We start from the raw sequence: 24,951 nt of genomic DNA on the forward strand, positions 1-24,951 counted from the left end.
GCGGATGTATGATTTTGTGATTATTGGCGGCGGCATTATTGGCATGTCGACCGCCATGCAGTTAATTGACGTTTATCCGGATGCCCGGGTAGCGCTGCTGGAAAAAGAGTCCGGCCCGGCCTGTCACCAGACGGGCCACAACAGCGGCGTGATCCACGCCGGGGTCTATTACACCCCCGGCAGTCTGAAGGCGCAGTTTTGTCTCGCCGGCAACCGTGCAACCAAAGCCTTTTGCGATCAAAACGGCATCCGCTACGACACCTGCGGCAAGATGCTGGTCGCCACCTCTGAGCAGGAAATGGGCCGGATGCGCGCCCTGTGGGATCGCACCGCGGCCAACGGCCTGGAGCGCGAGTGGCTGAATGCGCAGGAACTGCGCGAGCGCGAACCAAACATTACCGGACTCGGCGGCATTTTTGTGCCGTCCAGCGGGATTGTCAGCTACCGCGACGTGACGGAAGCAATGGCGAAAATCTTCCAGGCCAGAGGCGGCGAGATTATCTACAACGCCAACGTCAGCGCCCTGAAAGAACACGCCTCGGGCGTGGTGGTGCATACCCGCCAAGGGCAGGAATTTAGTGGCGCAACGCTGATTACCTGCTCCGGGCTGATGGCCGACCGGCTGGTGAAAATGCTCGGCATCGAACCGGGTTTTATCATCTGCCCGTTCCGTGGCGAATACTTCCGTCTGGCCGCAGAACACAACCAGATAGTCAACCATCTGATCTACCCGATCCCCGATCCGGCAATGCCGTTTCTTGGCGTTCATCTTACCCGCATGATCGATGGCAGCGTCACGGTCGGGCCGAACGCCGTACTGGCGTTTAAGCGCGAAGGTTATCGCAAGCAGGACTTTTCGCTCAGCGACACGCTGGAGATCCTCGGTTCTGCCGGCATTCGTCGGGTTCTGCAAAACAACCTGTGCGCAGGCCTTAGCGAAATGAAAAACTCGCTGTGCAAAAGTGGCTATCTGCGGCTGGTGCAAAAGTACTGCCCGAGCCTGACGCTAAGCGATCTGCAACCGTGGCCCGCAGGCGTCCGCGCGCAGGCGGTCTCGCCGGACGGCAAGCTGATCGATGATTTTTTGTTTGTCACCACCCCGCGATCGATCCACACCTGCAATGCCCCCTCCCCGGCGGCGACGTCGGCGATCCCCATCGGCGCACACATCGTCAGCCAGGTACAGACGCTGCTGGCAAGCCAGAGCAATCCCGGACGCACGCTGCGTGCGGCACGTAGCGTGGACACCTTACACGCCGCCTTCACCCGTTCACCTTTTTAAGACAGGAAGCCATCATGCAACTTAACGATCCGACGTTGTTCCGTCAGCAGGCCTTGATCGACGGCCAGTGGCGCGATGCCGATAGCGGCGACGTCATTACGGTAACCAACCCGGCCAACGGCGAGACGCTGGGCAGCGTACCGAAAATGGGCAGCGCGGAGACCCGCAAAGCCATTGAGGCCGCTAACCGCGCGCTACCCGCCTGGCGCGACATCACCGCCAAAGAACGGGCAAACATTCTGCGCCGCTGGTTCAATCTGATGATGGAACATCAGGACGATCTTGCCCGCCTGATGACCCTTGAACAGGGTAAGCCACTGGCGGAAGCCAAAGGGGAAATCACCTATGCCGCCTCTTTTATTGAGTGGTTTGCCGAAGAGGGCAAACGTATTTATGGCGACACCATTCCCGGACACCAGGCCGACAAACGCCTGATCGTCATTAAGCAACCCATTGGCGTTACTGCCGCCATTACGCCGTGGAACTTTCCTTCGGCGATGATCACCCGCAAAGCGGGTCCGGCACTGGCGGCAGGCTGCACGATGGTGCTTAAACCCGCCAGCCAGACGCCGTTCTCCGCGCTGGCGCTGGCGGAACTGGCAAATCGCGCCGGGATCCCGGCGGGCGTATTCAGCGTCGTCACCGGTTCGGCGGGCGCAGTTGGCAACGAACTGACCGGCAACCCACTGGTGCGCAAACTGTCGTTCACCGGCTCGACGGAGATTGGCCGCCAGTTGATGGAACAGTGCGCCAAAGACATCAAAAAGGTCTCCCTGGAGCTGGGGGGTAACGCGCCGTTTATCGTCTTTGACGATGCTGACCTGGATAAAGCAGTAGAAGGCGCGCTGGCTTCAAAGTTTCGCAACGCCGGGCAGACCTGCGTCTGCGCCAACCGTCTGTATGTGCAGGACGGCGTTTACGAGCGCTTCGCTGAGAAACTGCAACAGGCAGTGAACAAACTGCGCCTCGGCGACGGTCTGGCTCCTGAGGTGACCACCGGCCCGCTGATTGATGAGAAAGCAGTCGCCAAAGTGCAGGAGCACATCGCCGACGCGCTGGAAAAAGGTGCCCGGGTGATTAGCGGTGGGAAGCCACACGCGCTGGGCGGCAATTTCTTCCAGCCAACCATCCTGGTGGACGTACCTGACAACGCGAAGGTCGCCAAAGAAGAGACCTTCGGCCCGCTGGCGCCACTGTTTCGCTTTAGTGATGAAGCCGACGTCATCAGGCAGGCCAACGACACCGAATTTGGTCTGGCAGCCTATTTCTATGCCCGTGATTTAAGCCGCGTCTTTCGCGTTGGCGAGGCGCTGGAGTACGGCATCGTCGGCATTAACACCGGCATTATCTCGAACGAAGTCGCGCCGTTTGGCGGGATCAAAGCCTCCGGTCTTGGCCGCGAAGGTTCCAAATACGGCATCGAAGATTACTTAGAAATCAAATATCTGTGCATCGGCCTTTAATAAAAAACCTACTGGAGAACACCTGATGAGCACCAATAACGAATTAATGCAGCGTCGCAGCAACGCCGTTCCGCGTGGCGTAGGACAGATCCACCCTATCTTTGCCGAGCGTGCGGAAAACTGTCGGGTCTGGGACGTGGAAGGCCGTGAGTTCCTGGATTTTGCCGGCGGTATCGCGGTGCTGAACACCGGACACCTGCATCCGCAGATCGTCTCGGCGGTCGAAGAACAGCTGAAAAAGCTGTCTCATACCTGCTTCCAGGTGCTGGCCTATGAGCCGTATCTACAGCTGTGCGAAATCATGAACCAGAAGGTGCCGGGCGACTTCGCCAAGAAAACCCTGCTGGTCACCACCGGTTCTGAAGCCGTGGAAAACGCGGTGAAGATAGCCCGCGCCGCCACCAAACGGTCGGGAACCATCGCCTTTAGCGGCGCGTACCACGGTCGCACCCACTACACCCTGTCGCTGACCGGAAAAGTGAACCCGTACTCAGCCGGCATGGGGCTGATGCCCGGCCACGTCTATCGCGCCCTCTACCCCTGCGCCCTGCACGGCATTAGTGAAGACGACGCTATCGCCAGCATTCACCGCATCTTCAAAAATGATGCCGCGCCGGAAGATATCGCCGCCATCGTGATTGAACCGGTACAGGGCGAAGGCGGCTTTTACGCCGCCTCGCCAGCCTTTATGCAGCGCCTGCGCGCAATTTGCGACGAACACGGGATCATGCTGATTGCCGATGAAGTGCAGAGCGGCGCGGGTCGTACCGGTACGCTGTTCGCGATGGAGCAGATGGGCGTGGCGCCGGACATCACGACTTTCGCCAAGTCTATCGCCGGGGGCTTCCCGCTGGCGGGCGTGACCGGACGCGCGGAGGTGATGGACGCCATCCCGCCGGGTGGGCTGGGCGGCACCTATGCCGGCAACCCGATTGCCTGCGCCGCCGCGCTGGCGGTGCTGAATATTTTCGAGCAGGAAAATCTGCTGCAAAAAGCCAACGAGCTCGGCGAAACCCTGCGCAACGGCCTGTTGGCGATTGCCGAAACGCATCGTGAAATCGGCGATGTCCGTGGGCTGGGGGCGATGATCGCTATTGAGCTGTTTGAAGACGGCGACCACAACAAGCCGGACGCGAAACTGACGGCAGAGATCGTCGCTCGCGCCCGCGACAAAGGGCTGATCCTGCTCTCCTGCGGGCCGTACTACAACGTGCTGCGCATCCTTGTTCCACTCACCATTGAAGATGCGCAAATCCGTCAGGGTCTGGAGATCATCGCCCAGTGCTTTGACGAGGCTAAGCAACGTTAACCCTTGCAGCCAATTGCCGGATGGCGCTTCGCTTATCCGGCCTACTCTGTAGGCATGGTTTGTAGGCCGGATAAGGCGCAACCGCCATCCAGCTTACAGAGTCGGCATGGTTTGTGGGCCGGATAAGGCGCAGCCGCCATCCGGCTTACAAAGTCGGCGTGGTTTGTAGGCCGGATAAGGCGCAGCCGCCATCCGGCTTACAGAGTCGGCGTGGTTTGTAGGCCGGATAAGGCGCAGCCGTCATCCGGCCTACAGAGTCGACGTGGTTTGTGGGCCGGATAAGGCGCAGCCGTCATCCGGCCTACAGAGTCGGCATGGTTTGTAGGCCGGATAAGGCGCAGCCGCCATCCGGCTTACAGAGTCGGCGTGGTTTGTGGGCCGGATAAGGCGCAGCCGCCATCCGGCTTACAGAGTCGGCGTGGTTTGTGGGCCGGATAAGGCGCAGTCACCATCCGGCTTACAGAGTCGGCGTGATTTGTGGGCCGGATAAGGCGCAGCCGCCATCCGACCTACAGAGTCGGCGTGGTTTGTAGACCGGATAAGGCGCAGCCGCCATCCGGCAAACGGCTCAATAACAATAAAGAGGTCATAAGATGGGGCAACTGTCACAATCACATGATTTAGGGGGCGGGCTGAAATCACGCCACGTCACCATGCTGTCTATTGCCGGGGTTATCGGCGCAAGTCTGTTTGTGGGTTCCAGCGTGGCGATAGCCCAGGCCGGACCCGCGGTCCTGCTGGCCTATCTGTTCGCCGGGCTACTGGTGGTGATGATCATGCGGATGCTGGCCGAAATGGCCGTCGCCACGCCGGACACCGGTTCCTTTTCCACCTACGCCGATAAAGCGATCGGGCGATGGGCGGGCTACACCATCGGCTGGTTGTACTGGTGGTTCTGGGTGTTGGTGATCCCGCTTGAAGCGAATATCGCCGCAATCATCCTCAACTCCTGGTTTCCCGGCGTCCCGATCTGGCTGTTCTCGCTGGTTATCACGCTGGCGTTAACCGGCAGTAATTTGCTGAGCGTCAAAAACTACGGTGAGTTTGAGTTCTGGCTGGCGCTGTGCAAAGTGATTGCCATCCTCGCCTTTATCGCCCTCGGTGCAGCGGCGATCGGCGGCGTTTACCCTTACACTGAAGTCAGCGGTATCTCGCGCTTGTGGGATCACGGCGGCTTTATGCCAAACGGTTTTGGTGCCGTGCTGAGCGCGATGCTTATCACCATGTTTTCATTTATGGGGGCTGAGATTGTCACCATTGCCGCCGCCGAATCCGACACGCCGGATAAGCATATCGTCCGCGCCACCAACTCGGTGATCTGGCGTATTTCAATCTTCTATCTGTGCTCGATCTTTGTTGTCGTCGCCCTGATCCCGTGGAACATGCCGGGACTAAAAGAGGTCGGCTCCTATCAATCGGTGCTGGAACTGCTGCATATTCCGCATGCCAAACTGATCATGGACTGTGTGATCCTGCTGTCGGTAACCAGCTGCCTGAACTCCGCGCTGTATACCGCGTCGCGGATGCTCTACTCTCTGAGCCGCCGTGGTGACGCGCCGGCTATTATGGGCAAAATCAATCGCAGCAAAACGCCTTACGTGGCGGTGTTGCTCTCGACCGGCGCGGCATTTTTAACCGTGGTCGTGAACTATTACGCCCCGGCAAAAGTGTTTAAGTTCCTGATCGACAGCTCCGGCGCCATCGCCCTGCTGGTGTATCTGGTGATCGCCATTTCCCAGTTGCGGATGCGCAAAATCCTGCTGGCGGAAGGCGGCGAGCTCAAACTGAAAATGTGGCTCTATCCGTGGCTGACCTGGCTGGTCATTGGCTTTATCAGTTTTGTGCTGATTGTGATGCTCTTTCGCCCGGCGCAACAGCTGGAAGTCATTTCCACAGGGCTGCTGGGACTGGGAATTATTTGTACCGTGCCGATTATGTCGCGCTGGAAAAAACTGGTATTGTGGCAAAAGGCACCGCTGCAAAATACCCGTTAAATGATTTCCCGGCGCAGGCCGGGAACAGGATTCAGGAGTAAGACCATGACCGCCATTTCCCATCCGACGGCCATAGATGGATACCGCTGGCTGAAGAACGATATTATCCGCGGTGTTTATCAGCCTGATGAAAAACTGCGCATGAGCTTATTAACCTCACGCTATTCTCTTGGCGTTGGACCGCTCAGAGAGGCGCTTTCTCATCTGGTGGCGGAACGGCTGGTCACGGTCGTGAATCAGAAAGGGTATCGGGTGGCGTCTATGTCAGAGCAGGAACTGCTCGATATTTTCGACGCCCGCGCCAACATGGAAGCGATGCTGGTGAGTCTGGCGATTGAACGCGGCGGTGACGAATGGGAAGCCGAGATCCTCGCCCGCGCCCATATGCTCAGCAAGCTTGAGGCCAGCGACGCCAGTGAACATCTGCTGGATGAGTGGGATTTACGCCATCAGGCATACCACACCGCTATCGTTGCCGGATGCGGTTCGCAGTATCTACTGCAAATGCGCGAACGGCTGTTCGATCTCGCGGCACGCTATCGGTTTATCTGGCTGCGAAAAACGGTCTTGTCGGTTGAAATGCTGGAGGATAAACACGTTCAGCATCAGACGCTAACAGAGGCAATTCTGGCGCGCGATGCGGCACGCGCCAGTGAACTGATGCGTCAACATTTGCTGACGCCGATTCCTATTATCCAGCAGGCCATGACCGGTAAACTGCTGGCAGAGAAATCCTGACGACGCTTATTCTTCCGGAATACGCAGAACCTGCCCGGGATAAATTTTATCCGGACTTTTAAGCATCGGCTTATTCGCCTCAAAGATTTTATTATACAGGTTGGCATTACCGTAAACCTGTTTCGAAATAGCGCTCAGCGTATCGCCGGATTTCACCGTATAAAACTGACTCTCGGCGGCAGGCACGTCGGTTTTAACCTGATCCTCCACGCTGGCAATTCCGGAAATATTCCCGACCGCAATCAGGATCTTTTCTTTTGCTTCCTGGCTTAATCCGTCGCCTGTCACCGTTGCCTTGCCATCAGCAATTTGTACATTGACCTTGTCGGCATCCGGAATACCGGTTTTATTCAGGTGGTCCTGCACCTTTTTTGCTAAATCGTCTTTATCGTGATTGCCAGTTACGGCATCCCACAGTTTTTCCCCGGCGTCTTTTACAAAGTTGAAAAGTCCCATAACCACCTCGATCATTGACAATAAACACTCACGAAGTGTAGCAGAAAGTTTCGCTTAAAATTCTGACTGCGCGGCGACAGGCGTGGCCCGATAACGTCGCGCTATCGGGCTGTCGGATGATGGTTAAGAAAGCGTTGAAGGACGGGTTTGCACCCAGAACGCGTGAATCAGACCCGGGATATACCCCAGCAGGGTCAAAATGATATTAAGGATGAACGCCCAACCGAACCCTTTACCCAACAGGACGCCCAGCGGGGGCAGAACGATCGTAAAAACAATTCTCCAGAAACCCATACACACTCCAAAAAGAAAAATTACTTATTGTTTAAAAAGAGATTTTATCTCTAAGCGTAGTGAGCTTAGCGGAGATCGCCAGTCTCCTCTCGCGCTTTTACCCTCTTTTACGCTCTTTACGCTGGCATGCGTTTCGTTTTTATTTTAGAATTTACTTAATTTAGCAAAACCTAAAATACATATGAGCGAACTTGAACAACTTCAGGCCAGCGCTGAACAGGCGGCGGCCCTGCTGAAAGCAATGAGCAATCCTAAGCGATTGCTGATCCTGTGTATGCTTTGCGGCTCACCGGGTACCAGCGCGGGCGATCTGGCTCGCGCCACCGGACTAAGCCCGTCGGCCACCTCACAGCATCTGGCGAAAATGCGCGAAGAAGGTCTGATTGACAGCCAGCGCGATGCCCAGCGCATCCTCTATTCCATTAAAAATGCAGCGGTGAATTCACTCATTGCCACATTGAAAAACGTCTATTGTCCATAAGGAGTGAACATGACTATTGGGACGATTTCCCCGCGCGACGCAAAGGCCCGTATCGAGCAAGGCGCCAGACTGATTGATATTCGCGATGCCGACGAATACCTGCGTGAGCATATTCCGCAGGCTCACCTCGCGCCGCTGTCTGCTCTGGAACAAGGCGGCTTTCCTGCCAGACTGCGGGGTGAGCTCGTTATCTTCCATTGTCAGTCCGGGAAACGGACGCAAAACAACGCGGCTAAATTACAGGTGCTTGTCGCGCCAGCAGAAGCTTTGCTGCTGGAAGGGGGCATTGACGGCTGGAAAGCGGCGGGCTTGCCCACTGCGGAAGATAAATCACAGCCGCTTCCACTGATGCGTCAGGTACAAATTGCGGCAGGCGGACTGGCGTTACTGGGCGTAGTACTGGGGTACAGCGTTAGCAGTGGTTTCTTTCTGCTCAGTGGGTTCGTGGGTGCGGGACTCCTGTTTGCCGGACTGACAGGTTTTTGTGGAATGGCGCGACTGCTCGACAAAATGCCGTGGAACCGTCGTCCTCAATAAAGCGGGAAACACCATGGGAAATAAGCGGTGAGGGCAACCTCACCGCCCGGATAATTAGATCAGAAAATCGTCCAGAGATTTACCAGCCGCCAGTGCCTGAGCAATCGCTTTAGGTGTACGCCCCTGACCGGTCCAGGTTTTGCTTTCCCCATTAAGATCGGTATAACGATATTTTGCCGGACGCGGTTGGCGTTTTTTACCCGTCCGCGTGGTCGCGACTTCACCACCGAATAACTCTTCCGGACTAATTCCGTCAGCCTTCATCATCTCCAGCAAGGTATTAATTTTCTCCTGCTGTTCAGCGCGCTGACGCTGTAACCGTTCTTCTTCTTCACGTCTTTCTTTAGTGACGACCCTGAATTTCTCCAGCATTTCTTCAAGAACGTCAATGGAGAATTCGCGAGCCATGGCGCGTAGTGAACGGATATTATTTAAGTTCTGTAACATCAAATTCATAGTAATTAAAACCCTTTAACGCTAAAAAAAAAGTATTACACCGGGTAGTGTATTCTATTATTAGAGCGTTTTCCAGACCCTGTGATATAACCAGGAGAATACCGACATCCTGCGGCAAGAATATAGTTTACTTAATCCTGAATAATATCCAGACTCATTTTTCATTCCCCTCTAAATAACCTTCATGTCGGTTCGTTGAGCATTGAGTGGAGGTTCTTACCACACCGGGAAGTTCTCCAACCAGCGAGTAAACATAACACATTGATTTTTAATCACTTAAATTACATCAGCAACAAAAACTCTATGCAGCACAAAAATCAGGCGGTTACAGAGTATTTTATCGACAAAAAGCGTAAAAATAAAAACATTTCACTAGTTGATAGTAACAATGCAGCAATATACTCTATCATCAAGCAAAAACACCACGCTAAATCACTAAGTTAAACTCATTTAACGGCGACTTTATCCCTTTTCACAAGGAGCATTAGCATGTTCTCACCACAGTCACGCTTGCGTCATGCTGTAGCAGACACGTTCGCGATGGTTGTTTATTGTTCTGTCGTGAACATGTTGATCGAGATATTCCTCTCCGGAATGAGCTTTGAGCAATCGCTTTCTTCCAGACTGGTCGCCATTCCGGTCAACATTCTGATCGCCTGGCCCTACGGAATGTATCGCGATCTCTTTATGAAGGCGTCGCGTAAAGTGGGTTCTGCGGGATGGGTGAAAAACCTGGCGGACGTGCTGGCTTATGTCACCTTCCAGTCCCCGGTTTATGTCGCAATTCTGCTAACGGTAGGCGCTGACTGGCATCAAATTACCGCCGCAGTCAGTTCTAATATTGTGATATCAATGCTAATGGGGGCGGTATATGGCTATTTCCTGGATTACTGCCGCCGCCTGTTCAGAGTGAGCCGCTACCAGCAGGTCAAAGTCTGAAATCACTCCGCGACTGGCGATGCCAGTCGCTTAATTAATTCGCTTCGCCAAACAGTCCATTCAAATAGCGCTCAAGCGCAATACGCGAACTAAAGCCGTGGGGAATACCATAGTGTTCGTGCGTTTCCCCGGCTAAATAAAGCGGAAAATGCTGATAATGGTCGCAGGTTTTAATATCAGTTGCCGGTTCTGCCAGCGATGAACTGCGCTCTTTTAATGTCGGATGGATCACCAGCGCAGTGCGTCCCATACGCGCTTCACGATTAACATAGACGTAATTCTCTCCACGTCGATAACCGTACGTTTTCTGTGTCACCACATCGACGGTAAACCCCACTTTTTCAAGTACGCGCGCTACCTCGTCAGGTCGTAAATACATATTTTTTCCTCGTTATCTTTTACTGCGGGCTTACCTTACCTGATTCAGCATTAGCAACGCTTTCAGAAAAGTCCATAAACGCGCAATAACGCCGTGAACTGCCTCAGAAGTTAAAAATATCGACTAAACTGAAAGTCACATCGAAATCACTGGAGGATCATATGTTTAACAGACCGAACCGAAACGATGTAGATGATGGCGTGCAGGATATTCACAATGACGTCAATCAATTGGCCGATAGTCTGGAAGCCGTCCTGAAGTCATGGGGCAGCGATGCGAAGGATGAAGCGGATGCCGCACGGCGTAAAGCGCAGGCGCTGCTGAAAGAGACGCGGGCAAAAATGCATGGCCGCACGCGCGTGCAGCAAGCCGCCCGGGATGCCGTAGGCTGCGCCGATACGTTTGTACGCGACAAGCCCTGGTGTAGCATCGGTACGGCGGCGGCGGTGGGGATCTTCGTCGGCGCGCTGCTGAGCCTTCGTCGCTAATTGTGAAGCGCGTGCCGGATGGCGCTCATGCTTATCCGGCACACCAATGCCCGTCTAAAGATCGGCCTGAATTGCCCGCCGTAACCGCGTTGCTACCTGACTCGCCATTTCTGCAGAAGCGATATTTGTGAACGACAGCAGCATCCCTCCCTGCCCGGCTGATTTCACCCGCCAGCGGCTTAAGGCCTGAACCGCCAGACCCGCCTCGTTGGCTTTGCGCACCGGCGCAGTATCATCACCGTCAACCGCAATCACCAGTTGTATCCCGCCCTGTTGGGGCACAACCTGAAACCCCTGTTCGCCGAGCGCCTGTTCAATCCATTGTCTTCGCTGCGCATAGTGCTGACGCATTTTTTTCAGGTGCCGCCAGAAATGACCATCGCGGATAAAATCCCCCAGCGTTTGCTGCCAGAGTAGCGGCACGCTACAGGCCATCCGTATCGCCTGCTGACGAAAGCATCCCACCTGGTTTATCGGCACCACCAGCCACGCACAGCGCAATGCGGGGAACAACGACTTGCTGAACGTACCGGCGTAAATCACCCGCTGTGGCGCATCAAGACTTTTCAGCGGCGGCAGCGGTTTGCCGTGGTAACGAAACTCACTGTCGTAATCATCCTCAACGATCCACGCCTGAGACTGTGATGCCCACTCAAGGAGTTGATGACGCCGGGATAGCGACAGCGCGACGCCAAGCGGACTTTGATGAGCCGGAGTGAGCAGCGCAAAACGCGCATCCGGATAGTCGCGGATCCCAACCGCCACATTCAGCCCGTCGTCATCGACCGGAACCGGCAGCAGCGCGACATTTTCCTGCTCAATGACCGGACGGATCAGCGGGAAGCCGGGATCTTCAATCCACATGCCATCGCCCGGTGTAGCCAGCGAACGCAGGATGAGGGTCATTGAAGCCGCATAGCCGGAAGTGATGAAAATCTGCTCAGGCAGACATTCAATACTGCGCGACACGCGCAGATAGTCCACGATCGCCTGGCGCAACGCGGCTTCACCGCACACGTCACCGAGCGCCAGATCAAAACGCGTCTGTGTGCGCAATCGTCGCCCCATCACCCGCGCCCAGACGTCTCGCGGAAAGAGATCCAGCGCGGGAAGCCCCATCTGAAAAGGTTGAGGGACCGTACTTTCCCCGGCAAATACCACCGGTTCACTAAGCGCCTGTTCTGGCTGCAGCTGTGCGCTGACAAACGTTCCCGCCTGCCCTCTCCGCTCGAGCCAGCCCTGCGCCACCAGCTCCGTATAGGCGTTTTCCACCGTCGAACGCGAAATGCCCAGCTCCTGCGACCAGGTACGGCTGGATGGCAGTCTGGCACCGGGCTTGAGTTCCCCACGTTCAATGGCGATTTTTAACTGGCGGGCAATTTGCTTATAGCGCGGCATATGGTCTGCTTTTTTCATAAAAATATGGCTCTCTTATGCAGTCCATTATAGTGCTACATTGCCGGCCATCAACACGAGGAGATGCACAATGACGACGTTACGCCAGCCCTACTATGAACTCAGCCCTGAAGTCTATAACGCCCTGGTACAGGCGAAAACGGCACTGGAAAACAGCGCGCTGGATACCACGCTAATGGAGTTGATTTACCTGCGTATTTCGCAGATCAACGGCTGCGCGTTTTGTCTGGAGATGCACAGCAAGGCGCTGCGTAAATCGGGCGTCGCGCAAAGTAAACTGGACGCGCTGGCCGGTTGGCGGGTCAGCCATCATTTCAGCGAGCAGGAGCACGCGGCGCTGGCATGGGCGGAATCGGTGACCGACATCGCCAGAACCCATGCCGAAGATGATGTTTATCTGCCGCTGCTCGCGCATTTTAGCGCTCGCGAAATTAGCGACCTGACCTTTGCTGTCGGCCTGATGAACTGCTTTAACCGCCTGGCCGTTGGAATGCGGATGTAATCTGACGATTTATCACCATAAATTCCCGCTCCCCGCCGGGCTCATCGGTGGGGAGTAATCAATCTATAATTCCCATATCTTGTATGGTTGAAACTTTTTTCAACTACATCTAGTATTCTCTCTATCAGTACACACCCAACCCGACGCGACTTATCGCGCCGTTCTCTCATTTTAAATGGAAATACGAATCATGCGCATTACTATTTACACTCGAAATGATTGTGTTCAATGCCACGCCACCAAACGGGCGATGGAAAGCCGTGGATTTGAATTTGAGATGGTGAACGTCGATCTGGTGCCCGACGCGGCGGATATCCTGCGTGCACAAGGTTTTCGTCAATTGCCGGTCGTCATTGCCGGTGAGACCAGTTGGTCTGGGTTTCGGCCGGATATGATCAACCGCCTGCATCCTGAATCCCGGGTGGCCAGCGCATGAACCCGCTCGTCTACTTCTCCAGCAGCTCCGAAAATACGCACCGTTTTATGCAGCGTCTGGGGCTGCCCGCCGTTCGCATTCCGCTGAATGAACGCGAACGGATCCGGGTAGACGAACCTTACATTCTGGTGGTGCCCTCTTACGGGGGCGGGGGCACGGCTGGCGCGGTCCCGCGACAGGTGATTCGCTTTTTAAATGATGCCCACAACCGGGCGTTAATTCGCGGCGTTATTGCCTCTGGCAATCGTAACTTCGGCGAGGCGTACGGTCGCGCAGGAGAAGTGATCGCCCAAAAATGCGCCGTGCCCTGGCTCTATCGTTTTGAGCTGATGGGAACACCCGCCGACATCGACAACGTTCGAAAAGGAGTAAGCGAATTTTGGCAACGACAACCGCAGAACGCGTAATGCAGGAATCGCTGGATTACCATGCGCTGAACGCCATGCTGAATCTGTACGATAAAGCAGGTCGTATTCAGTTTGATAAAGACAGGCAGGCAGTTGACGCCTTTTTTACCGCTCACGTTCACCCTCACTCCGTCACGTTTAGCAGTCAGGAGGAACGCCTGCAAACGCTGATGCGCGAAGGGTATTACGACGAAAGCGTTCTGACTCGCTACGATCGCGCTTTCGTGGTGACGCTGTTTGCCCGCGCCCACGCCAGCGGTTTTCGTTTCCAGACCTTCCTCGGTGCCTGGAAGTTTTACACCAGCTACACGCTGAAAACCTTTGACGGTAAACGCTACCTGGAACACTTTGAAGACCGGGTGGTGATGGTGGCGCTGACGCTCGCGCAGGGCGATGAAGTGTTGGCGTCACAGTTGACCGATGAGATGCTCTCGGGGCGTTTCCAGCCCGCCACGCCCACCTTCTTAAACTGCGGAAAACAGCAGCGCGGCGAACTTGTTTCCTGTTTTCTGCTGCGTATTGAAGACAACATGGAGTCGATTGGCCGGGCGGTGAACTCCGCGCTTCAGCTTTCTAAACGCGGCGGCGGCGTGGCGTTTTTACTCTCTAACCTGCGCGAAGCGGGCGCGCCTATCAAGCGCATCGAAAACCAGTCCTCCGGGGTGATCCCGGTGATGAAGATGCTGGAAGATGCCTTTTCCTATGCTAACCAACTTGGCGCGCGTCAGGGAGCGGGGGCGGTTTATTTGCACGCGCACCATCCGGATATTCTGCGCTTTCTCGATACCAAACGCGAAAACGCCGACGAAAAGATCCGCATCAAGACGCTCTCCCTGGGCGTGGTGATCCCGGACGTCACTTTCCGTCTGGCCAAAGAGAATGCGCAGATGGCGCTGTTTTCGCCCTATGACGTCGAGCGTCTTTACGGTAAACCCTTTGGCGATATCGCGATAAGCGAACGGTACGACGAACTGGTTGCCGACGAGCGGGTGCGCAAAAAATACATTAACGCCCGCGACTTTTTCCAGACGCTGGCAGAAATTCAGTTCGAATCCGGCTATCCCTATATCATGTATGAGGATACGGTGAATCGCGCCAACCCCATTGCAGGCCGCATCAATATGAGCAACCTGTGTTCGGAAATTTTGCAGGTCAACAGCGCCTCCACCTACGATGAGAACCTTGACTACGCGCAGACCGGACAGGATATCTCCTGCAATCTCGGCTCGCTGAATATTGCCCACACCATGGATTCCCCGGACTTTGGTCGGACGGTGGAAACGGCGATTCGTGGGCTGACGGCGGTGTCGGACATGAGCCACATTCGCAGCGTCCCGTCGATTGCCGCCGGCAATGCCGCCTCTCACGCCATCGGGCTGGGACAAATGAACCTGCACGGCTATCTGGCGCGTGAAGGCATCGCTTATGGTTCGCCAGAAGGACTGGATTTCACCAATCTCTACTTTTACACCATTACCTGGCATGCACTGCATACGTCGATGCGGCTGGCGCGTGAGCGTGGGCAGACCTTTGACGGATTTGCGCAGTCTCGCTACGCCAGCGGCGAGTTTTTCACGCAGTATCTGGAACAGAGCTGGACGCCGAAAACCGAGAAAGTCCGTGCGCTATTTGCCCGTAGCGGCATCACGCTGCCGACGCGCGAAATGTGGCTGTACCTGCGCGATGAGGTGATGCGCTATGGCATCTACAACCAGAATTTACAGGCGGTGCCGCCGACGGGTTCAATCTCTTATATCAATCATGCGACATCGAGCATTCACCCGATTGTCTCGAAAGTGGAGATTCGCAAAGAGGGCAAGACCGGGCGCGTCTATTATCCTGCCCCGTTCATGACCAATGAGAATCTGGACATATACCAGGACGCCTACGAAATCGGCGCGGAGAAAATCATTGATACCTACGCTGAAGCCACTAAACACGTCGATCAGGGCCTGTCGCTGACGCTGTTTTTCCCCGATACCGCCACCACCCGCGATATCAACAAGGCGCAGATCTACGCCTGGCGAAAAGGCATTAAGTCGCTGTATTACATTCGGTTGCGCCAACTGGCGCTGGAAGGCACTGAAATTGAAGGCTGCGTCTCGTGCGCACTGTAAGGAGAGCGGTATGACATTATCACGCGTGAGCGCCATCAACTGGAATAAGATTCAGGATGACAAGGATCTGGAAGTATGGAACCGCCTGACCAGCAACTTCTGGCTGCCGGAAAAAGTGCCGTTGTCTAACGATATTCCGGCGTGGCAAGGCCTGAGCACCGCCGAGCAGCAGCTTACCATCCGCGTCTTTACCGGGTTGACGCTGCTCGACACCATCCAGAACATCGCCGGCGCTCCGTCGCTGATGGCGGATTCGCTGACGCCGCACGAGGAGGCGGTGCTGTCGAACATCTGTTTTATGGAAGCGGTGCACGCCCGTTCCTACAGTTCCATCTTCTCTACGCTGTGCCAGACTAAAGATGTCGACGCCGCCTACGCCTGGAGTGAGGAAAATGCGCCGTTACAGCAGAAGGCACAAATTATCCTCGCACATTACGCCAGCGACGACCCCTTAAAGAAAAAGATTGCCAGCGTGTTTCTGGAATCCTTCCTGTTTTATTCCGGTTTCTGGCTGCCGATGTATTTCTCCAGCCGTGGCAAGCTCACCAACACCGCCGATCTGATCCGGTTGATCATTCGTGATGAAGCGGTTCATGGTTATTACATTGGTTATAAGTACCAGAAAGGACTGGAAAAATTGTCTCAATCCAGGCGTGATGAGCTGAAGGATTTTACTCTCGAACTGCTGATGGAGCTGTACGATAACGAAGTCCGTTATACCGAAGAACTGTATGCCAACACCGGTTGGGCTGAGGATGTTAACGCGTTCCTCTGTTACAACGCCAACAAGGCGTTAATGAACCTGGGCTACGAGGCGCTGTTCCCGGCGGAAATGGCGGAGGTGAACCCGGCGATCCTGGCTGCGCTTTCGCCCAATGCCGACGAAAACCACGACTTTTTCTCTGGCTCGGGGTCGTCATACGTGATGGGTAAAGCCGTCGAAACGGAAGACGAAGACTGGAATTTTTAACGCAAATTAATATGGGGAATATCACTACAATAATGAAGTTAATATTTTAAGCAGATCACGTTTTTATCACCCAACTATTTCAGGGTGATCTACACTCAATAGCTGTTGCCATATTCGCCTGAATTTTCTAAATTCAGGCGCCTTTCCAGTGGTCCTTACAAAAAATATTCACCGGCCGTGGTTTGCTCTCAGCCCTTATATCATGGGAAGTCCCGGCAATTTGCCTTCTACCCTATTTAGCCTCATTTCACATTCAGGGTTGTCTCAGATTCTCAGTATGTTAGGGTAGAAAAAGGTGACTATTTCTATCAGGTAACATATCGACATATATAAATAACAGGAATCTTTCTATTGCATGGCAATTAAATTAGAAGTTAAGAATCTATATAAAGTATTTGGAGAGCATCCGCAGCGCGCCTTCAAATATATTGAAAAAGGACTTTCAAAAGAACAAATTCTGGAAAAAACAGGGCTATCGCTTGGCGTTAAAGACGCCAGTCTGGCCATTGAAGAAGGCGAGATATTTGTCATCATGGGATTATCCGGTTCGGGTAAATCCACAATGGTACGCCTTCTCAATCGCCTGATTGAACCCACCCGTGGACAGGTACTGATCGACGGCGTTGATATCGCAAAAATATCGGATGCCGAACTCCGCGAGGTGCGCAGAAAAAAGATTGCGATGGTTTTCCAGTCATTTGCGCTCATGCCGCACATGACCGTTCTGGACAATACGGCATTCGGCATGGAATTAGCCGGCGTAAGCGCTGAGGAACGTCGCGAAAAAGCGCTGGACGCCCTGCGTCAGGTGGGACTTGAGAATTACGCCCACGGCTATCCGGATGAACTTTCCGGCGGGATGCGTCAGCGTGTCGGGCTCGCCCGTGCATTAGCCATTAACCCTGACATCTTATTAATGGATGAAGCCTTCTCCGCGCTTGATCCCTTAATTCGTACCGAGATGCAGGATGAACTGGTAAAACTGCAGGCAAAACATCAGCGAACCGTGGTCTTTATTTCCCACGATCTCGATGAAGCGATGCGTATTGGCGACCGAATTGCCATTATGCAGAATGGTGAAGTGGTTCAGGTCGGTACACCGGATGAAATTTTGAATAATCCGGCGAACGATTATGTCCGCACCTTCTTCCGTGGCGTCGATATTAGCCAGGTCTTTAGCGCGAAAGATATTGCCCGCCGTAGCCCGGTCGGACTGATTCGTAAAACGCCGGGCTTTGGCCCCCGTTCTGCCCTGAAATTATTGCAGGATGAAGACCGGGAATACGGTTACGTCATCGAACGCGGCAATAAGTTTGTTGGTGTGGTCTCCATCGACTCATTAAAGGCGGCATTAGCCCAGGCCCAGGGCATGGAAGGGGCGCTGATCGACGAGCCATTGGCCGTGGATGCGCAAACCCCGCTTAGCGAGTTGCTCTCTCATGTCGGACAGGCGCCGTGCGCGGTGCCGGTTGTCGATGAGGAACAACAGTATGTCGGCATTATTTCAAAACGCATGCTGCTACAGGCTTTAGATCGCGAGGGGACAAACAATGGCTGATCAATCCAATCCGTGGGATACCGCACCGGCGGCCGATAGCGCCGCACAATCCGCTGACGCCTGGGGCACGCCGTCAGGGACGCCTGCCGATAGCGGCAGCGCAGACTGGCTGACCAGCGCGCCAGCGCCTGCACCAGAGCATTTCAATATTATGGATCCGTTCCATAAAACGCTGATCCCGCTCGACAGTTGGGTTACCGAAGGAATTGACTGGGTAGTCACCCATTTTCGTCCCCTCTTCCAGGGCATTCGTGTGCCGGTGGATTACATCCTTAACGGTTTCCAGCAACTGCTGCTGGGAATGCCGGCTCCGGTGGCGATTCTCATTTTCGCGCTGATCGCCTGGCAGATTTCCGGCGTCGGAATGGGCGTAGCGACGCTGATTTCCCTGATTGCAATCGGCGCTATCGGTGCCTGGTCGCAGGCGATGATTACGCTGGCACTGGTGTTGACCGCCCTGCTGTTTTGCGTGGTGATCGGTTTGCCGATGGGGATCTGGCTGGCACGCAGTCCACGGGCGGCGAAGATCGTTCGTCCGCTGCTCGACGCCATGCAGACGACGCCAGCGTTCGTCTATCTGGTACCGATTGTGATGCTGTTCGGCATCGGTAACGTGCCGGGAGTAGTCGTGACGATCATCTTTGCGCTACCGCCGATTGTGCGTCTGACGATCCTCGGGATTAACCAGGTTCCAGCCGATCTGATCGAAGCGTCACGTTCGTTCGGGGCCAGCCCGCGTCAAATGCTGTTCAAAGTTCAGCTACCGCTGGCGATGCCAACCATTATGGCAGGGGTCAACCAGACACTCATGCTTGCCCTCTCGATGGTCGTGATCGCCTCCATGATTGCCGTCGGTGGCCTGGGCCAGATGGTATTGCGCGGTATCGGTCGTCTCGACATGGGACTGGCTACCGTTGGTGGGGTCGGCATTGTGATCCTCGCTATCATTCTGGACCGTCTGACTCAGGCCGTGGGTCGCGACTCCCGTAGTCGGGGTAATCGTCGCTGGTACACCACCGGCCCCATTGGGCTCATCACGCGCCCTTTCACTAAATAATTCACCTGTTGCCCGGTGGCGCTGCGCTTACCGGGCCTACACTCATGAACTTACACAAAATCATTCATGTTGCATCGAGGCGGCAAACGAAGGTATCCCCAGGAACGTACACGCAGTACGTGACTGGGGTGCATGAGTGCAGCCAACAAAGAAGCAACCTGAAGGATGAAGTGTAATAAGGAACAACGATGCGACAGAAGATGATTATTGCCACAGCGTTTGCCACCCTTGTCTCTACCAGCGCTTTCGCTGCCGACCTGCCAGGCAAAGGCATTACCGTCCAACCGGTACAGAGCACCATCACCGAAGAAACCTTCCAGACGCTGCTGGTGAGCCGCGCACTGGAGAAACTGGGTTATACCGTAAACAAACCGAGCGAAGTCGATTATAACGTGGGCTACACCTCTATTGCTTCCGGCGATGCCACCTTTACCGCCGTGAACTGGCAGCCGCTGCACGATGATATGTATTCTGCGGCAGGCGGGGACAAAAAGTTCTGGCGCGAAGGCACGTTTGTCACCGGCGCCGCGCAAGGTTATCTGATCGATAAGAAAACCGCTGAGCAGTACAAAATCACCAATATCGCCCAGTTGAAAGACCCCAAAATCGCCAAAATCTTCGACACCAATGGCGACGGTAAAGCGGATATGATGGGCTGCTCGCCGGGATGGGGTTGTGAAGCGGTGATTAACCACCAGAACAAAGCGTTTGATCTGGAAAAAACCGTCGACGTCAGCCACGGTAACTATGCAGCGATGATGGCCGATACCATCACCCGCTTTAAAGAAGGCAAACCAATCCTCTATTACACCTGGACGCCTTACTGGGTGAGCGACGTGATGAAGCCGGGCAAAGATGTGGTCTGGTTGCAGGTGCCGTTCTCCTCGCTGCCGGGCGAACAGAAAGATATCGATACCAAACTGCCGAATGGCGCGAACTATGGCTTCCCGGTAAACACCATGCACATCGTTGCCAACAAAGCCTGGGCTGAGAAAAACCCGGCGGCGGCGAAACTGTTTGCCATCATGAAACTGCCGCTGGCGGATATCAACGCGCAGAACGCGATGATGCATGACGGTAAAGCGTCGGAAGCTGACGTACAGGGTCACGTTGACGGCTGGATCAAAGCCCACCAGCAGCAGTTCGACGGTTGGGTGAACGACGCGCTGGCTGCGCAGAAGTAATCCCCTCCTGAATGCCGGATGGCGCGCGATGCGCTTATCCGGCCTACTCCCTACTCCCTACTCCCTACTCCCTACTCCCTACTCCCTACTCCCACTTGACCGCACAATCCGGCACGCAACAAATCCCCCGCATTCATAAATGTCCGCTATGATTGATTCCCTAAGAAATCATCACCTGACTCACGATTGCGAACATAATGACAAAAACCTCTCACGGGCTGAGCCCAGCACTGATCGTTCTTATGTCTGTGGCAACCGGTCTGGCCGTCGCCAGCAACTACTATGCACAACCGCTGCTCGATACCATCGCACGCAACTTCTCGCTTTCCGCCAGCTCGGCCGGGTTTATCGTCACCGCAGCGCAACTGGGCTACGCCGCCGGTTTGCTGTTGCTGGTTCCACTTGGCGATATGTTTGAACGCCGGACGCTGATCGTCTCCATGACGCTGCTGGCGGCGGGCGGGATGCTCATTACCGCCAGCAGTCAGTCGCTGGCGATGATGCTCCTCGGCACGGCGCTGACCGGGCTCTTTTCCGTGGTAGCACAGATACTGGTGCCGCTGGCGGCGACGCTTGCCACACCCGATAAACGCGGCAAAGTGGTCGGAACCATCATGAGCGGACTGCTGCTGGGCATTCTACTGGCGCGTACCGTGGCGGGCCTGCTGGCGAATCTCGGCGGCTGGCGTACCGTCTTTTGGGTCGCCTCCATATTGATGGCGCTGATGGCTATCGCCCTGTGGCGCGGCTTGCCAAAGGTGAAGTCCGACACCCATCTGAACTACCCGCAACTGCTGGGTTCCGTATTCAGTCTGTTTACCCGCGATAAACTGCTGCGCACACGTGCGCTACTGGGCTGCCTGACCTTCGCCAACTTCAGCATTCTCTGGACCTCAATGGCCTTTTTACTCGCCGCCCCGCCGTTTAACTATTCCGAAGGGATGATTGGCCTGTTTGGGCTGGCGGGTGCCGCTGGCGCGCTCGGCGCACGTCCGGCTGGCGGTCTTGCGGATAAAGGGCATTCTCATCTCACCACGACCTGGGGCCTGCTGCTGCTACTGCTCTCCTGGTTAGCTATCTGGTTGGGACACGCCTCGGTACTGGCGCTGATTGTCGGGATCCTGGTACTGGACCTTACCGTTCAGGGGGTTCACATCACTAACCAGACGGTGATTTATCGTCTTTATCCGCAGGCGCGAAACCGCCTGACCGCAGGGTATATGACCAGTTACTTTATCGGCGGGGCCGCAGGGTCGTTAATCTCCGCCTCGGCCTGGCAGCATGCCGGATGGCTGGGCGTTTGTCTGGCAGGGTCGACCGTTGCCGTACTGAACCTGCTGGTCTGGTGGCGAGGATTTCACCGACAAGAAGCCGCAATTTAAACGCTCAGCAAGCGTTTGCGCTCGTTTGGGCTCCTGAGGGTGTTAAGGAGCCCCCCAGTCTGTTAAGGTGATAGGGATTATTAGCCCTGATAATTTTAACATTGGTGATAACGCGCAAAATTCTATGGAAAGGCCCGCTTCTCTGCCCAATACCCCTCCGGCGACCTGTGCGGAAGGATTCAAAGACAGTTTACCCATCGTCATCAGTTATATTCCTGTTGCCTTTGCATTTGGTCTCAATGCCACCCGTCTCGGGTTTAGCCCGCTTGAAAGCGTATTTTTTTCCTGCATTATTTATGCTGGTGCCAGTCAGTTCGTTATCACAACCATGCTCGCCGCAGGCAGCACATTATGGGTTGCCGCCCTGACCGTCATGGCGATGGATGTACGCCATGTCTTATACGGCCCTTCCCTGCGCAGTCGTATCGCCCAAAAACTCAGTAAACCGAAAACCGCCTTATGGGCTTTTGGCCTCACTGACGAAGTCTTTGCCGCGGCCACCGCAAAGCTGGTACGGGATAACCGTCGCTGGAGCGAAAACTGGATGATCGGCATTGCATTTTGCTCCTGGGCTTCATGGGTGCTGGGAACAGTAATCGGTGCCTTTTCCGGCAGCGGTTTATTGAAAGGATTCCCGGCGGTCGAAGCGGCGCTCGGGTTTATGCTGCCCGCGCTGTTTATGAGTTTTCTGCTGGCGTCATTCCAGCGCAAACAGTCCCTGTGCGTGACCGCCGCACTCGCTGGCGCACTGGCGGGCGTGACGCTATTTTCCATCCCCGCCGCGATTCTTGCGGGGATTGTGTGCGGCTGTCTGACCGCGCTGATCCAGGCTTTCTGGCAAGGGGTTCCCGATGCGCTATGAGGTACTGCTACTCGGGTTGCTGGTCGGCTGTGTGAATTATGGGTTTCGCTATTTACCGCTGCGTCTGAAGATGGGAAATACTCGTCCGGGCAAGCGAGGCGCAACCGGCGTACTACTCGACACCATCGGCATAGCATCAATTTGCGCCCTGCTGGTTGTGTCAACCGCCCCTGAGGTAATGCACGACGCCAGTCGCTTCGTGCCGACGCTCGCGGGTTTTGCTGTACTGGGTGCAAGTTTTTATAAAACGCGCAGCATCATTGTTCCCACGCTATTAAGTGCTCTGGCCTATGGATTAGCGTGGAAAATGTTGGCGGTTTTATAGGATACAAGAATCATTTTAATTTAATAATACATTTACTTTATTTGTCACTGTCGTTACTATATCGGCTGAAATTAATGAGGTCATGCCCAAATGGATAGTTCGTTTACGCCCATTGAACAAATGCTAAAATTTCGCGCCAGCCGCCACGAGGATTTTCCTTATCAGGAAATTCTGCTGACTCGTCTTTGCATGCATATGCAAGGAAAGCTGCTGGATAATCGCAATAAAATGCTGAAAGCTCAAGGGATTAACGAGACGTTGTTTATGGCGTTGATTACGCTGGAGTCTCAGGAAAACCACAGCATTCAGCCTTCTGAACTGAGCTGTGCCCTGGGGTCATCGCGTACTAACGCGACACGTATCGCTGATGAGCTGGAAAAGCGCGGTTGGATCGAGCGCCGTGAAAGCGACAACGATCGTCGTTGCCTGCATCTGCAGTTAACCGATAAAGGCCATGCTTTTTTGCGCGAGGTATTACCGCCGCAGCATAACTGCCTGCATCAACTGTGGTCCTCTCTTAGCACTGCAGAAAAAGAACAGCTTGAGCACATCACCCGTAAGCTTCTGACGCGTCTCGATCAGATGGACCAGGATGGTGCTATCCTTGAGGCGCTGAGCTAACGCGTCGACTCGCTCAATAATCCAGATTAAGAAAGAAAACTGACTGGCCAGCACCTGAACGTGCTGGCCTTTCTGGTAAACAGCTCGGCCCAGCCGACGAAAAAATAAGATCGTGGAGAACAACATGAGCGCAAATGCGGAGACTCAAACCCCGCAGCAACCGGTTAAGAAGAAAAGCAAACGTAAAAGTACGCTACTCCTCCTGACCTTGCTCTTTATCATTATTGCCGTGGCATATGGGATCTATTGGTTTTTGGTACTGCGTCATGTCGAAGAGACCGATGATGCGTACGTGGCAGGGAACCAGGTTCAAATCATGGCACAGGTATCCGGCAGCGTGACGAAAGTCTGGGCGGATAACACTGACTTTGTTAAACAGGGTGACGTTCTCGTCACGCTCGATCAGACGGATGCCAGACAGGCATTTGAAAAAGCGAAGACCGCGCTGGCCTCCAGCGTTCGTCAGACGCATCAGTTAATGATCAACAGCAAACAGTTGCAGGCGAACATTGAGGTGCAGAAAACTGCCCTCGCCCAGGCGCAAAGCGATTTTAACCGTCGCGTACCGCTCGGCAACGCTAACCTGATCGGCCGCGAAGAACTGCAACACGCGCGTGATGCCGTGGCCAGCGCGCAGGCACAGCTTGATGTTGCCATTCAGCAATACAACGCGAATCAGGCGATGATTCTGGACAGCAAACTCGAAGATCAGCCTGCCGTCCAACAGGCCGCCACCGAAGTGCGTAACGCCTGGCTGGCGCTGGAACGAACCAAAATCGTCAGTCCGATGACCGGCTACGTTTCTCGTCGCGCCGTGCAGCCTGGCGCACAGATCAGCCCCACGACGCCGCTGATGGCCGTGGTTCCGGCCACCAATCTGTGGGTTGATGCCAACTTCAAAGAGACGCAGCTTGCCCATATGCGTATCGGCCAACCGGCCACGGTCATCAGTGATATCTACGGCGATGACGTTAAATACACCGGTAAAGTGGTGGGTCTTGATATGGGGACCGGCAGCGCCTTCTCCCTGCTGCCCGCACAGAACGCGACCGGTAACTGGATCAAAGTGGTTCAGCGACTGCCCGTGCGTATCGAACTGGACGCCCAGCAGTTGGCGCAGCATCCGCTGCGGATTGGTTTATCGACGCTCGTCACCGTCGATACTGCGAATCGCGACGGTCAGGTGCTGGCCAGCCAGGTTCGCACCACGCCGGTGTCTGAGAGTAACGCCCGTGAAATCAGCCTTGCCCCGGTCAACAAGCTGATCGAAGAGATTGTGCAGGCCAACGCAGGCTAAT

The 24,951-nt window shown here is 54.9% G+C and carries 27 protein-coding genes; 22 read left to right on the plus strand and 5 right to left on the minus strand.

From position 1 onward, the window contains the following. The first annotated feature begins 4 nt into the window (after positions 1–4). From lhgO to csiR, 5 genes are all read left to right on the plus strand, one after another. Positions 5–1,282, plus strand: coding sequence for an L-2-hydroxyglutarate oxidase (gene lhgO, locus QQZ17_RS00140; protein WP_152402615.1), 1,278 nt, complete (start codon positions 5–7; stop codon positions 1,280–1,282). Between the two features lie 14 nt (positions 1,283–1,296). Further along, the gene (gene gabD, locus QQZ17_RS00145) at positions 1,297–2,745 is read left to right on the plus strand and encodes an NADP-dependent succinate-semialdehyde dehydrogenase (protein WP_152402613.1); all 1,449 of its coding nucleotides are present in this window, start codon (positions 1,297–1,299) and stop codon (positions 2,743–2,745) included. A gap of 25 nt (positions 2,746–2,770) precedes the next feature. Then, the gene (gene gabT / locus QQZ17_RS00150) at positions 2,771–4,054 is read left to right on the plus strand and encodes a 4-aminobutyrate--2-oxoglutarate transaminase (RefSeq protein ID WP_152402611.1); all 1,284 of its coding nucleotides are present in this window, start codon (positions 2,771–2,773) and stop codon (positions 4,052–4,054) included. A 593-nt stretch (positions 4,055–4,647) separates the two neighbouring features. Next, complete coding sequence (gene gabP, locus QQZ17_RS00155; RefSeq protein ID WP_152402609.1) at positions 4,648–6,048, plus strand: GABA permease; 1,401 nt, start codon at positions 4,648–4,650, stop codon at positions 6,046–6,048. 45 nt (positions 6,049–6,093) lie between these two features. After that, on the plus strand, positions 6,094–6,786 hold the full coding sequence (gene csiR / locus QQZ17_RS00160) for a DNA-binding transcriptional regulator CsiR (RefSeq protein WP_152402607.1): 693 nt from the start codon (positions 6,094–6,096) through the stop codon (positions 6,784–6,786). Positions 6,787–6,792: 6 nt separating this feature from the next. Here csiR and lysM read toward each other — a convergent pair whose 3' ends face one another. Together lysM and QQZ17_RS00170 are read right to left on the minus strand one after the other, a co-directional pair. Continuing rightward, positions 6,793–7,242 (minus strand): peptidoglycan-binding protein LysM, encoded by a 450-nt coding sequence (gene lysM / locus QQZ17_RS00165; RefSeq protein WP_152402605.1) that lies wholly within the window; start codon positions 7,240–7,242, stop codon positions 6,793–6,795. Positions 7,243–7,365: 123 nt separating this feature from the next. Beyond that, on the minus strand, positions 7,366–7,536 hold the full coding sequence (locus QQZ17_RS00170) for a YqaE/Pmp3 family membrane protein (RefSeq protein ID WP_042326004.1): 171 nt from the start codon (positions 7,534–7,536) through the stop codon (positions 7,366–7,368). Positions 7,537–7,717: 181 nt separating this feature from the next. Between QQZ17_RS00170 and QQZ17_RS00175 the strand changes: the two genes are divergently transcribed. Then, a complete protein-coding gene (locus QQZ17_RS00175) occupies positions 7,718–8,017 on the plus strand; it encodes an ArsR/SmtB family transcription factor (protein ID WP_152402603.1) in 300 nt (99 codons plus the stop codon). A 9-nt stretch (positions 8,018–8,026) separates the two neighbouring features. Continuing rightward, positions 8,027–8,554 (plus strand): rhodanese family protein, encoded by a 528-nt coding sequence (locus QQZ17_RS00180; protein ID WP_152402601.1) that lies wholly within the window; start codon positions 8,027–8,029, stop codon positions 8,552–8,554. A 54-nt stretch (positions 8,555–8,608) separates the two neighbouring features. Here the strand turns inward: QQZ17_RS00180 and stpA are convergent, their stop codons facing one another. After that, entirely contained in the window at positions 8,609–9,010 is a 402-nt protein-coding gene (gene stpA / locus QQZ17_RS00185) for a DNA-binding protein StpA (protein ID WP_152402599.1), read from the minus strand. Between the two features lie 489 nt (positions 9,011–9,499). On the opposite strand from stpA, the gene alaE reads away from it, so the two are divergent. Beyond that, a complete protein-coding gene (gene alaE, locus QQZ17_RS00190; protein ID WP_152402596.1) occupies positions 9,500–9,949 on the plus strand; it encodes an L-alanine exporter AlaE in 450 nt (149 codons plus the stop codon). A 34-nt stretch (positions 9,950–9,983) separates the two neighbouring features. On the opposite strand, the gene QQZ17_RS00195 is transcribed toward alaE, so the two are convergent. Further along, positions 9,984–10,328, minus strand: coding sequence for a DUF2002 family protein (locus tag QQZ17_RS00195; protein ID WP_152402594.1), 345 nt, complete (start codon positions 10,326–10,328; stop codon positions 9,984–9,986). A 161-nt stretch (positions 10,329–10,489) separates the two neighbouring features. Between QQZ17_RS00195 and QQZ17_RS00200 the strand changes: the two genes are divergently transcribed. Beyond that, positions 10,490–10,816, plus strand: a complete 327-nt coding sequence (locus QQZ17_RS00200) for a DUF883 domain-containing protein (protein ID WP_152402592.1) — start codon at positions 10,490–10,492, stop codon at positions 10,814–10,816. Positions 10,817–10,870: 54 nt separating this feature from the next. On the opposite strand, the gene pdxR is transcribed toward QQZ17_RS00200, so the two are convergent. Next, on the minus strand, positions 10,871–12,214 hold the full coding sequence (gene pdxR, locus QQZ17_RS00205) for a MocR-like pyridoxine biosynthesis transcription factor PdxR (protein ID WP_152406269.1): 1,344 nt from the start codon (positions 12,212–12,214) through the stop codon (positions 10,871–10,873). 88 nt (positions 12,215–12,302) lie between these two features. On the opposite strand from pdxR, the gene QQZ17_RS00210 reads away from it, so the two are divergent. The 13 genes from QQZ17_RS00210 (at position 12,303) to emrA (ending at position 24,950) form a co-directional block, all read left to right on the plus strand. Continuing rightward, the gene (locus QQZ17_RS00210; RefSeq protein WP_152402589.1) at positions 12,303–12,734 is read left to right on the plus strand and encodes a carboxymuconolactone decarboxylase family protein; all 432 of its coding nucleotides are present in this window, start codon (positions 12,303–12,305) and stop codon (positions 12,732–12,734) included. Positions 12,735–12,924: 190 nt separating this feature from the next. Further along, entirely contained in the window at positions 12,925–13,170 is a 246-nt protein-coding gene (nrdH, locus tag QQZ17_RS00215; RefSeq protein WP_152402587.1) for a glutaredoxin-like protein NrdH, read from the plus strand. After that, positions 13,167–13,577, plus strand: coding sequence for a class Ib ribonucleoside-diphosphate reductase assembly flavoprotein NrdI (gene nrdI, locus QQZ17_RS00220; RefSeq protein ID WP_152402586.1), 411 nt, complete (start codon positions 13,167–13,169; stop codon positions 13,575–13,577). Before nrdH ends, nrdI begins: the two co-directional genes overlap by 4 nt. Continuing rightward, the gene (gene nrdE, locus QQZ17_RS00225) at positions 13,550–15,694 is read left to right on the plus strand and encodes a class 1b ribonucleoside-diphosphate reductase subunit alpha (protein ID WP_152402584.1); all 2,145 of its coding nucleotides are present in this window, start codon (positions 13,550–13,552) and stop codon (positions 15,692–15,694) included. The genes nrdI and nrdE overlap by 28 nt, the downstream gene beginning before the upstream one ends. A 10-nt stretch (positions 15,695–15,704) precedes the next feature. Beyond that, positions 15,705–16,664: a class 1b ribonucleoside-diphosphate reductase subunit beta gene (gene nrdF, locus QQZ17_RS00230; protein WP_152402582.1), complete on the plus strand. Its 960-nt coding sequence runs from the start codon at positions 15,705–15,707 to the stop codon at positions 16,662–16,664. 355 nt (positions 16,665–17,019) lie between these two features. Next, on the plus strand, positions 17,020–18,222 hold the full coding sequence (gene proV / locus QQZ17_RS00235) for a glycine betaine/L-proline ABC transporter ATP-binding protein ProV (protein WP_152402580.1): 1,203 nt from the start codon (positions 17,020–17,022) through the stop codon (positions 18,220–18,222). Further along, a complete protein-coding gene (gene proW / locus QQZ17_RS00240) occupies positions 18,215–19,279 on the plus strand; it encodes a glycine betaine/L-proline ABC transporter permease ProW (protein WP_152402578.1) in 1,065 nt (354 codons plus the stop codon). The genes proV and proW overlap by 8 nt, the downstream gene beginning before the upstream one ends. A 188-nt stretch (positions 19,280–19,467) precedes the next feature. Further along, on the plus strand, positions 19,468–20,463 hold the full coding sequence (proX, locus tag QQZ17_RS00245) for a glycine betaine/L-proline ABC transporter substrate-binding protein ProX (protein ID WP_152402576.1): 996 nt from the start codon (positions 19,468–19,470) through the stop codon (positions 20,461–20,463). 197 nt (positions 20,464–20,660) lie between these two features. Continuing rightward, positions 20,661–21,845, plus strand: a complete 1,185-nt coding sequence (locus tag QQZ17_RS00250; protein ID WP_152402574.1) for an MFS transporter — start codon at positions 20,661–20,663, stop codon at positions 21,843–21,845. Between the two features lie 124 nt (positions 21,846–21,969). After that, positions 21,970–22,707: an AzlC family ABC transporter permease gene (locus QQZ17_RS00255; RefSeq protein ID WP_152402572.1), complete on the plus strand. Its 738-nt coding sequence runs from the start codon at positions 21,970–21,972 to the stop codon at positions 22,705–22,707. Then, a complete protein-coding gene (ygaH, locus tag QQZ17_RS00260; RefSeq protein WP_152402570.1) occupies positions 22,697–23,032 on the plus strand; it encodes an L-valine transporter subunit YgaH in 336 nt (111 codons plus the stop codon). Before QQZ17_RS00255 ends, ygaH begins: the two co-directional genes overlap by 11 nt. 90 nt (positions 23,033–23,122) lie before the next feature. Then, on the plus strand, positions 23,123–23,653 hold the full coding sequence (gene mprA, locus QQZ17_RS00265) for a transcriptional repressor MprA (protein ID WP_061075061.1): 531 nt from the start codon (positions 23,123–23,125) through the stop codon (positions 23,651–23,653). 124 nt (positions 23,654–23,777) lie between these two features. Then, positions 23,778–24,950, plus strand: coding sequence for a multidrug efflux MFS transporter periplasmic adaptor subunit EmrA (emrA, locus tag QQZ17_RS00270; RefSeq protein ID WP_042326041.1), 1,173 nt, complete (start codon positions 23,778–23,780; stop codon positions 24,948–24,950). Position 24,951: the final 1 nt, after the last annotated feature.

The organism is Citrobacter sp. T1.2D-1, from assembly GCF_950098555.1.
Taxonomy (GTDB): Bacteria; Pseudomonadota; Gammaproteobacteria; order Enterobacterales; family Enterobacteriaceae; genus Citrobacter_A; species Citrobacter_A telavivensis.

Coding starts and splice junctions, on each gene's coding strand:
- lhgO (WP_152402615.1), top strand. CDS start 5: ATGTATGATTTTGTGATTATTGGCGGCGGCATTATTGGCATGTCGACC.
- gabD (WP_152402613.1), top strand. CDS start 1,297: ATGCAACTTAACGATCCGACGTTGTTCCGTCAGCAGGCCTTGATCGAC.
- gabT (WP_152402611.1), top strand. CDS start 2,771: ATGAGCACCAATAACGAATTAATGCAGCGTCGCAGCAACGCCGTTCCG.
- gabP (WP_152402609.1), top strand. CDS start 4,648: ATGGGGCAACTGTCACAATCACATGATTTAGGGGGCGGGCTGAAATCA.
- csiR (WP_152402607.1), top strand. CDS start 6,094: ATGACCGCCATTTCCCATCCGACGGCCATAGATGGATACCGCTGGCTG.
- lysM (WP_152402605.1), bottom strand. CDS start 7,242: ATGGGACTTTTCAACTTTGTAAAAGACGCCGGGGAAAAACTGTGGGAT.
- QQZ17_RS00170 (WP_042326004.1), bottom strand. CDS start 7,536: ATGGGTTTCTGGAGAATTGTTTTTACGATCGTTCTGCCCCCGCTGGGC.
- QQZ17_RS00175 (WP_152402603.1), top strand. CDS start 7,718: ATGAGCGAACTTGAACAACTTCAGGCCAGCGCTGAACAGGCGGCGGCC.
- QQZ17_RS00180 (WP_152402601.1), top strand. CDS start 8,027: ATGACTATTGGGACGATTTCCCCGCGCGACGCAAAGGCCCGTATCGAG.
- stpA (WP_152402599.1), bottom strand. CDS start 9,010: ATGAATTTGATGTTACAGAACTTAAATAATATCCGTTCACTACGCGCC.
- alaE (WP_152402596.1), top strand. CDS start 9,500: ATGTTCTCACCACAGTCACGCTTGCGTCATGCTGTAGCAGACACGTTC.
- QQZ17_RS00195 (WP_152402594.1), bottom strand. CDS start 10,328: ATGTATTTACGACCTGACGAGGTAGCGCGCGTACTTGAAAAAGTGGGG.
- QQZ17_RS00200 (WP_152402592.1), top strand. CDS start 10,490: ATGTTTAACAGACCGAACCGAAACGATGTAGATGATGGCGTGCAGGAT.
- pdxR (WP_152406269.1), bottom strand. CDS start 12,214: ATGCCGCGCTATAAGCAAATTGCCCGCCAGTTAAAAATCGCCATTGAA.
- QQZ17_RS00210 (WP_152402589.1), top strand. CDS start 12,303: ATGACGACGTTACGCCAGCCCTACTATGAACTCAGCCCTGAAGTCTAT.
- nrdH (WP_152402587.1), top strand. CDS start 12,925: ATGCGCATTACTATTTACACTCGAAATGATTGTGTTCAATGCCACGCC.
- nrdI (WP_152402586.1), top strand. CDS start 13,167: ATGAACCCGCTCGTCTACTTCTCCAGCAGCTCCGAAAATACGCACCGT.
- nrdF (WP_152402582.1), top strand. CDS start 15,705: ATGACATTATCACGCGTGAGCGCCATCAACTGGAATAAGATTCAGGAT.
- proV (WP_152402580.1), top strand. CDS start 17,020: ATGGCAATTAAATTAGAAGTTAAGAATCTATATAAAGTATTTGGAGAG.
- proW (WP_152402578.1), top strand. CDS start 18,215: ATGGCTGATCAATCCAATCCGTGGGATACCGCACCGGCGGCCGATAGC.
- proX (WP_152402576.1), top strand. CDS start 19,468: ATGCGACAGAAGATGATTATTGCCACAGCGTTTGCCACCCTTGTCTCT.
- QQZ17_RS00250 (WP_152402574.1), top strand. CDS start 20,661: ATGACAAAAACCTCTCACGGGCTGAGCCCAGCACTGATCGTTCTTATG.
- QQZ17_RS00255 (WP_152402572.1), top strand. CDS start 21,970: ATGGAAAGGCCCGCTTCTCTGCCCAATACCCCTCCGGCGACCTGTGCG.
- ygaH (WP_152402570.1), top strand. CDS start 22,697: ATGCGCTATGAGGTACTGCTACTCGGGTTGCTGGTCGGCTGTGTGAAT.
- mprA (WP_061075061.1), top strand. CDS start 23,123: ATGGATAGTTCGTTTACGCCCATTGAACAAATGCTAAAATTTCGCGCC.
- emrA (WP_042326041.1), top strand. CDS start 23,778: ATGAGCGCAAATGCGGAGACTCAAACCCCGCAGCAACCGGTTAAGAAG.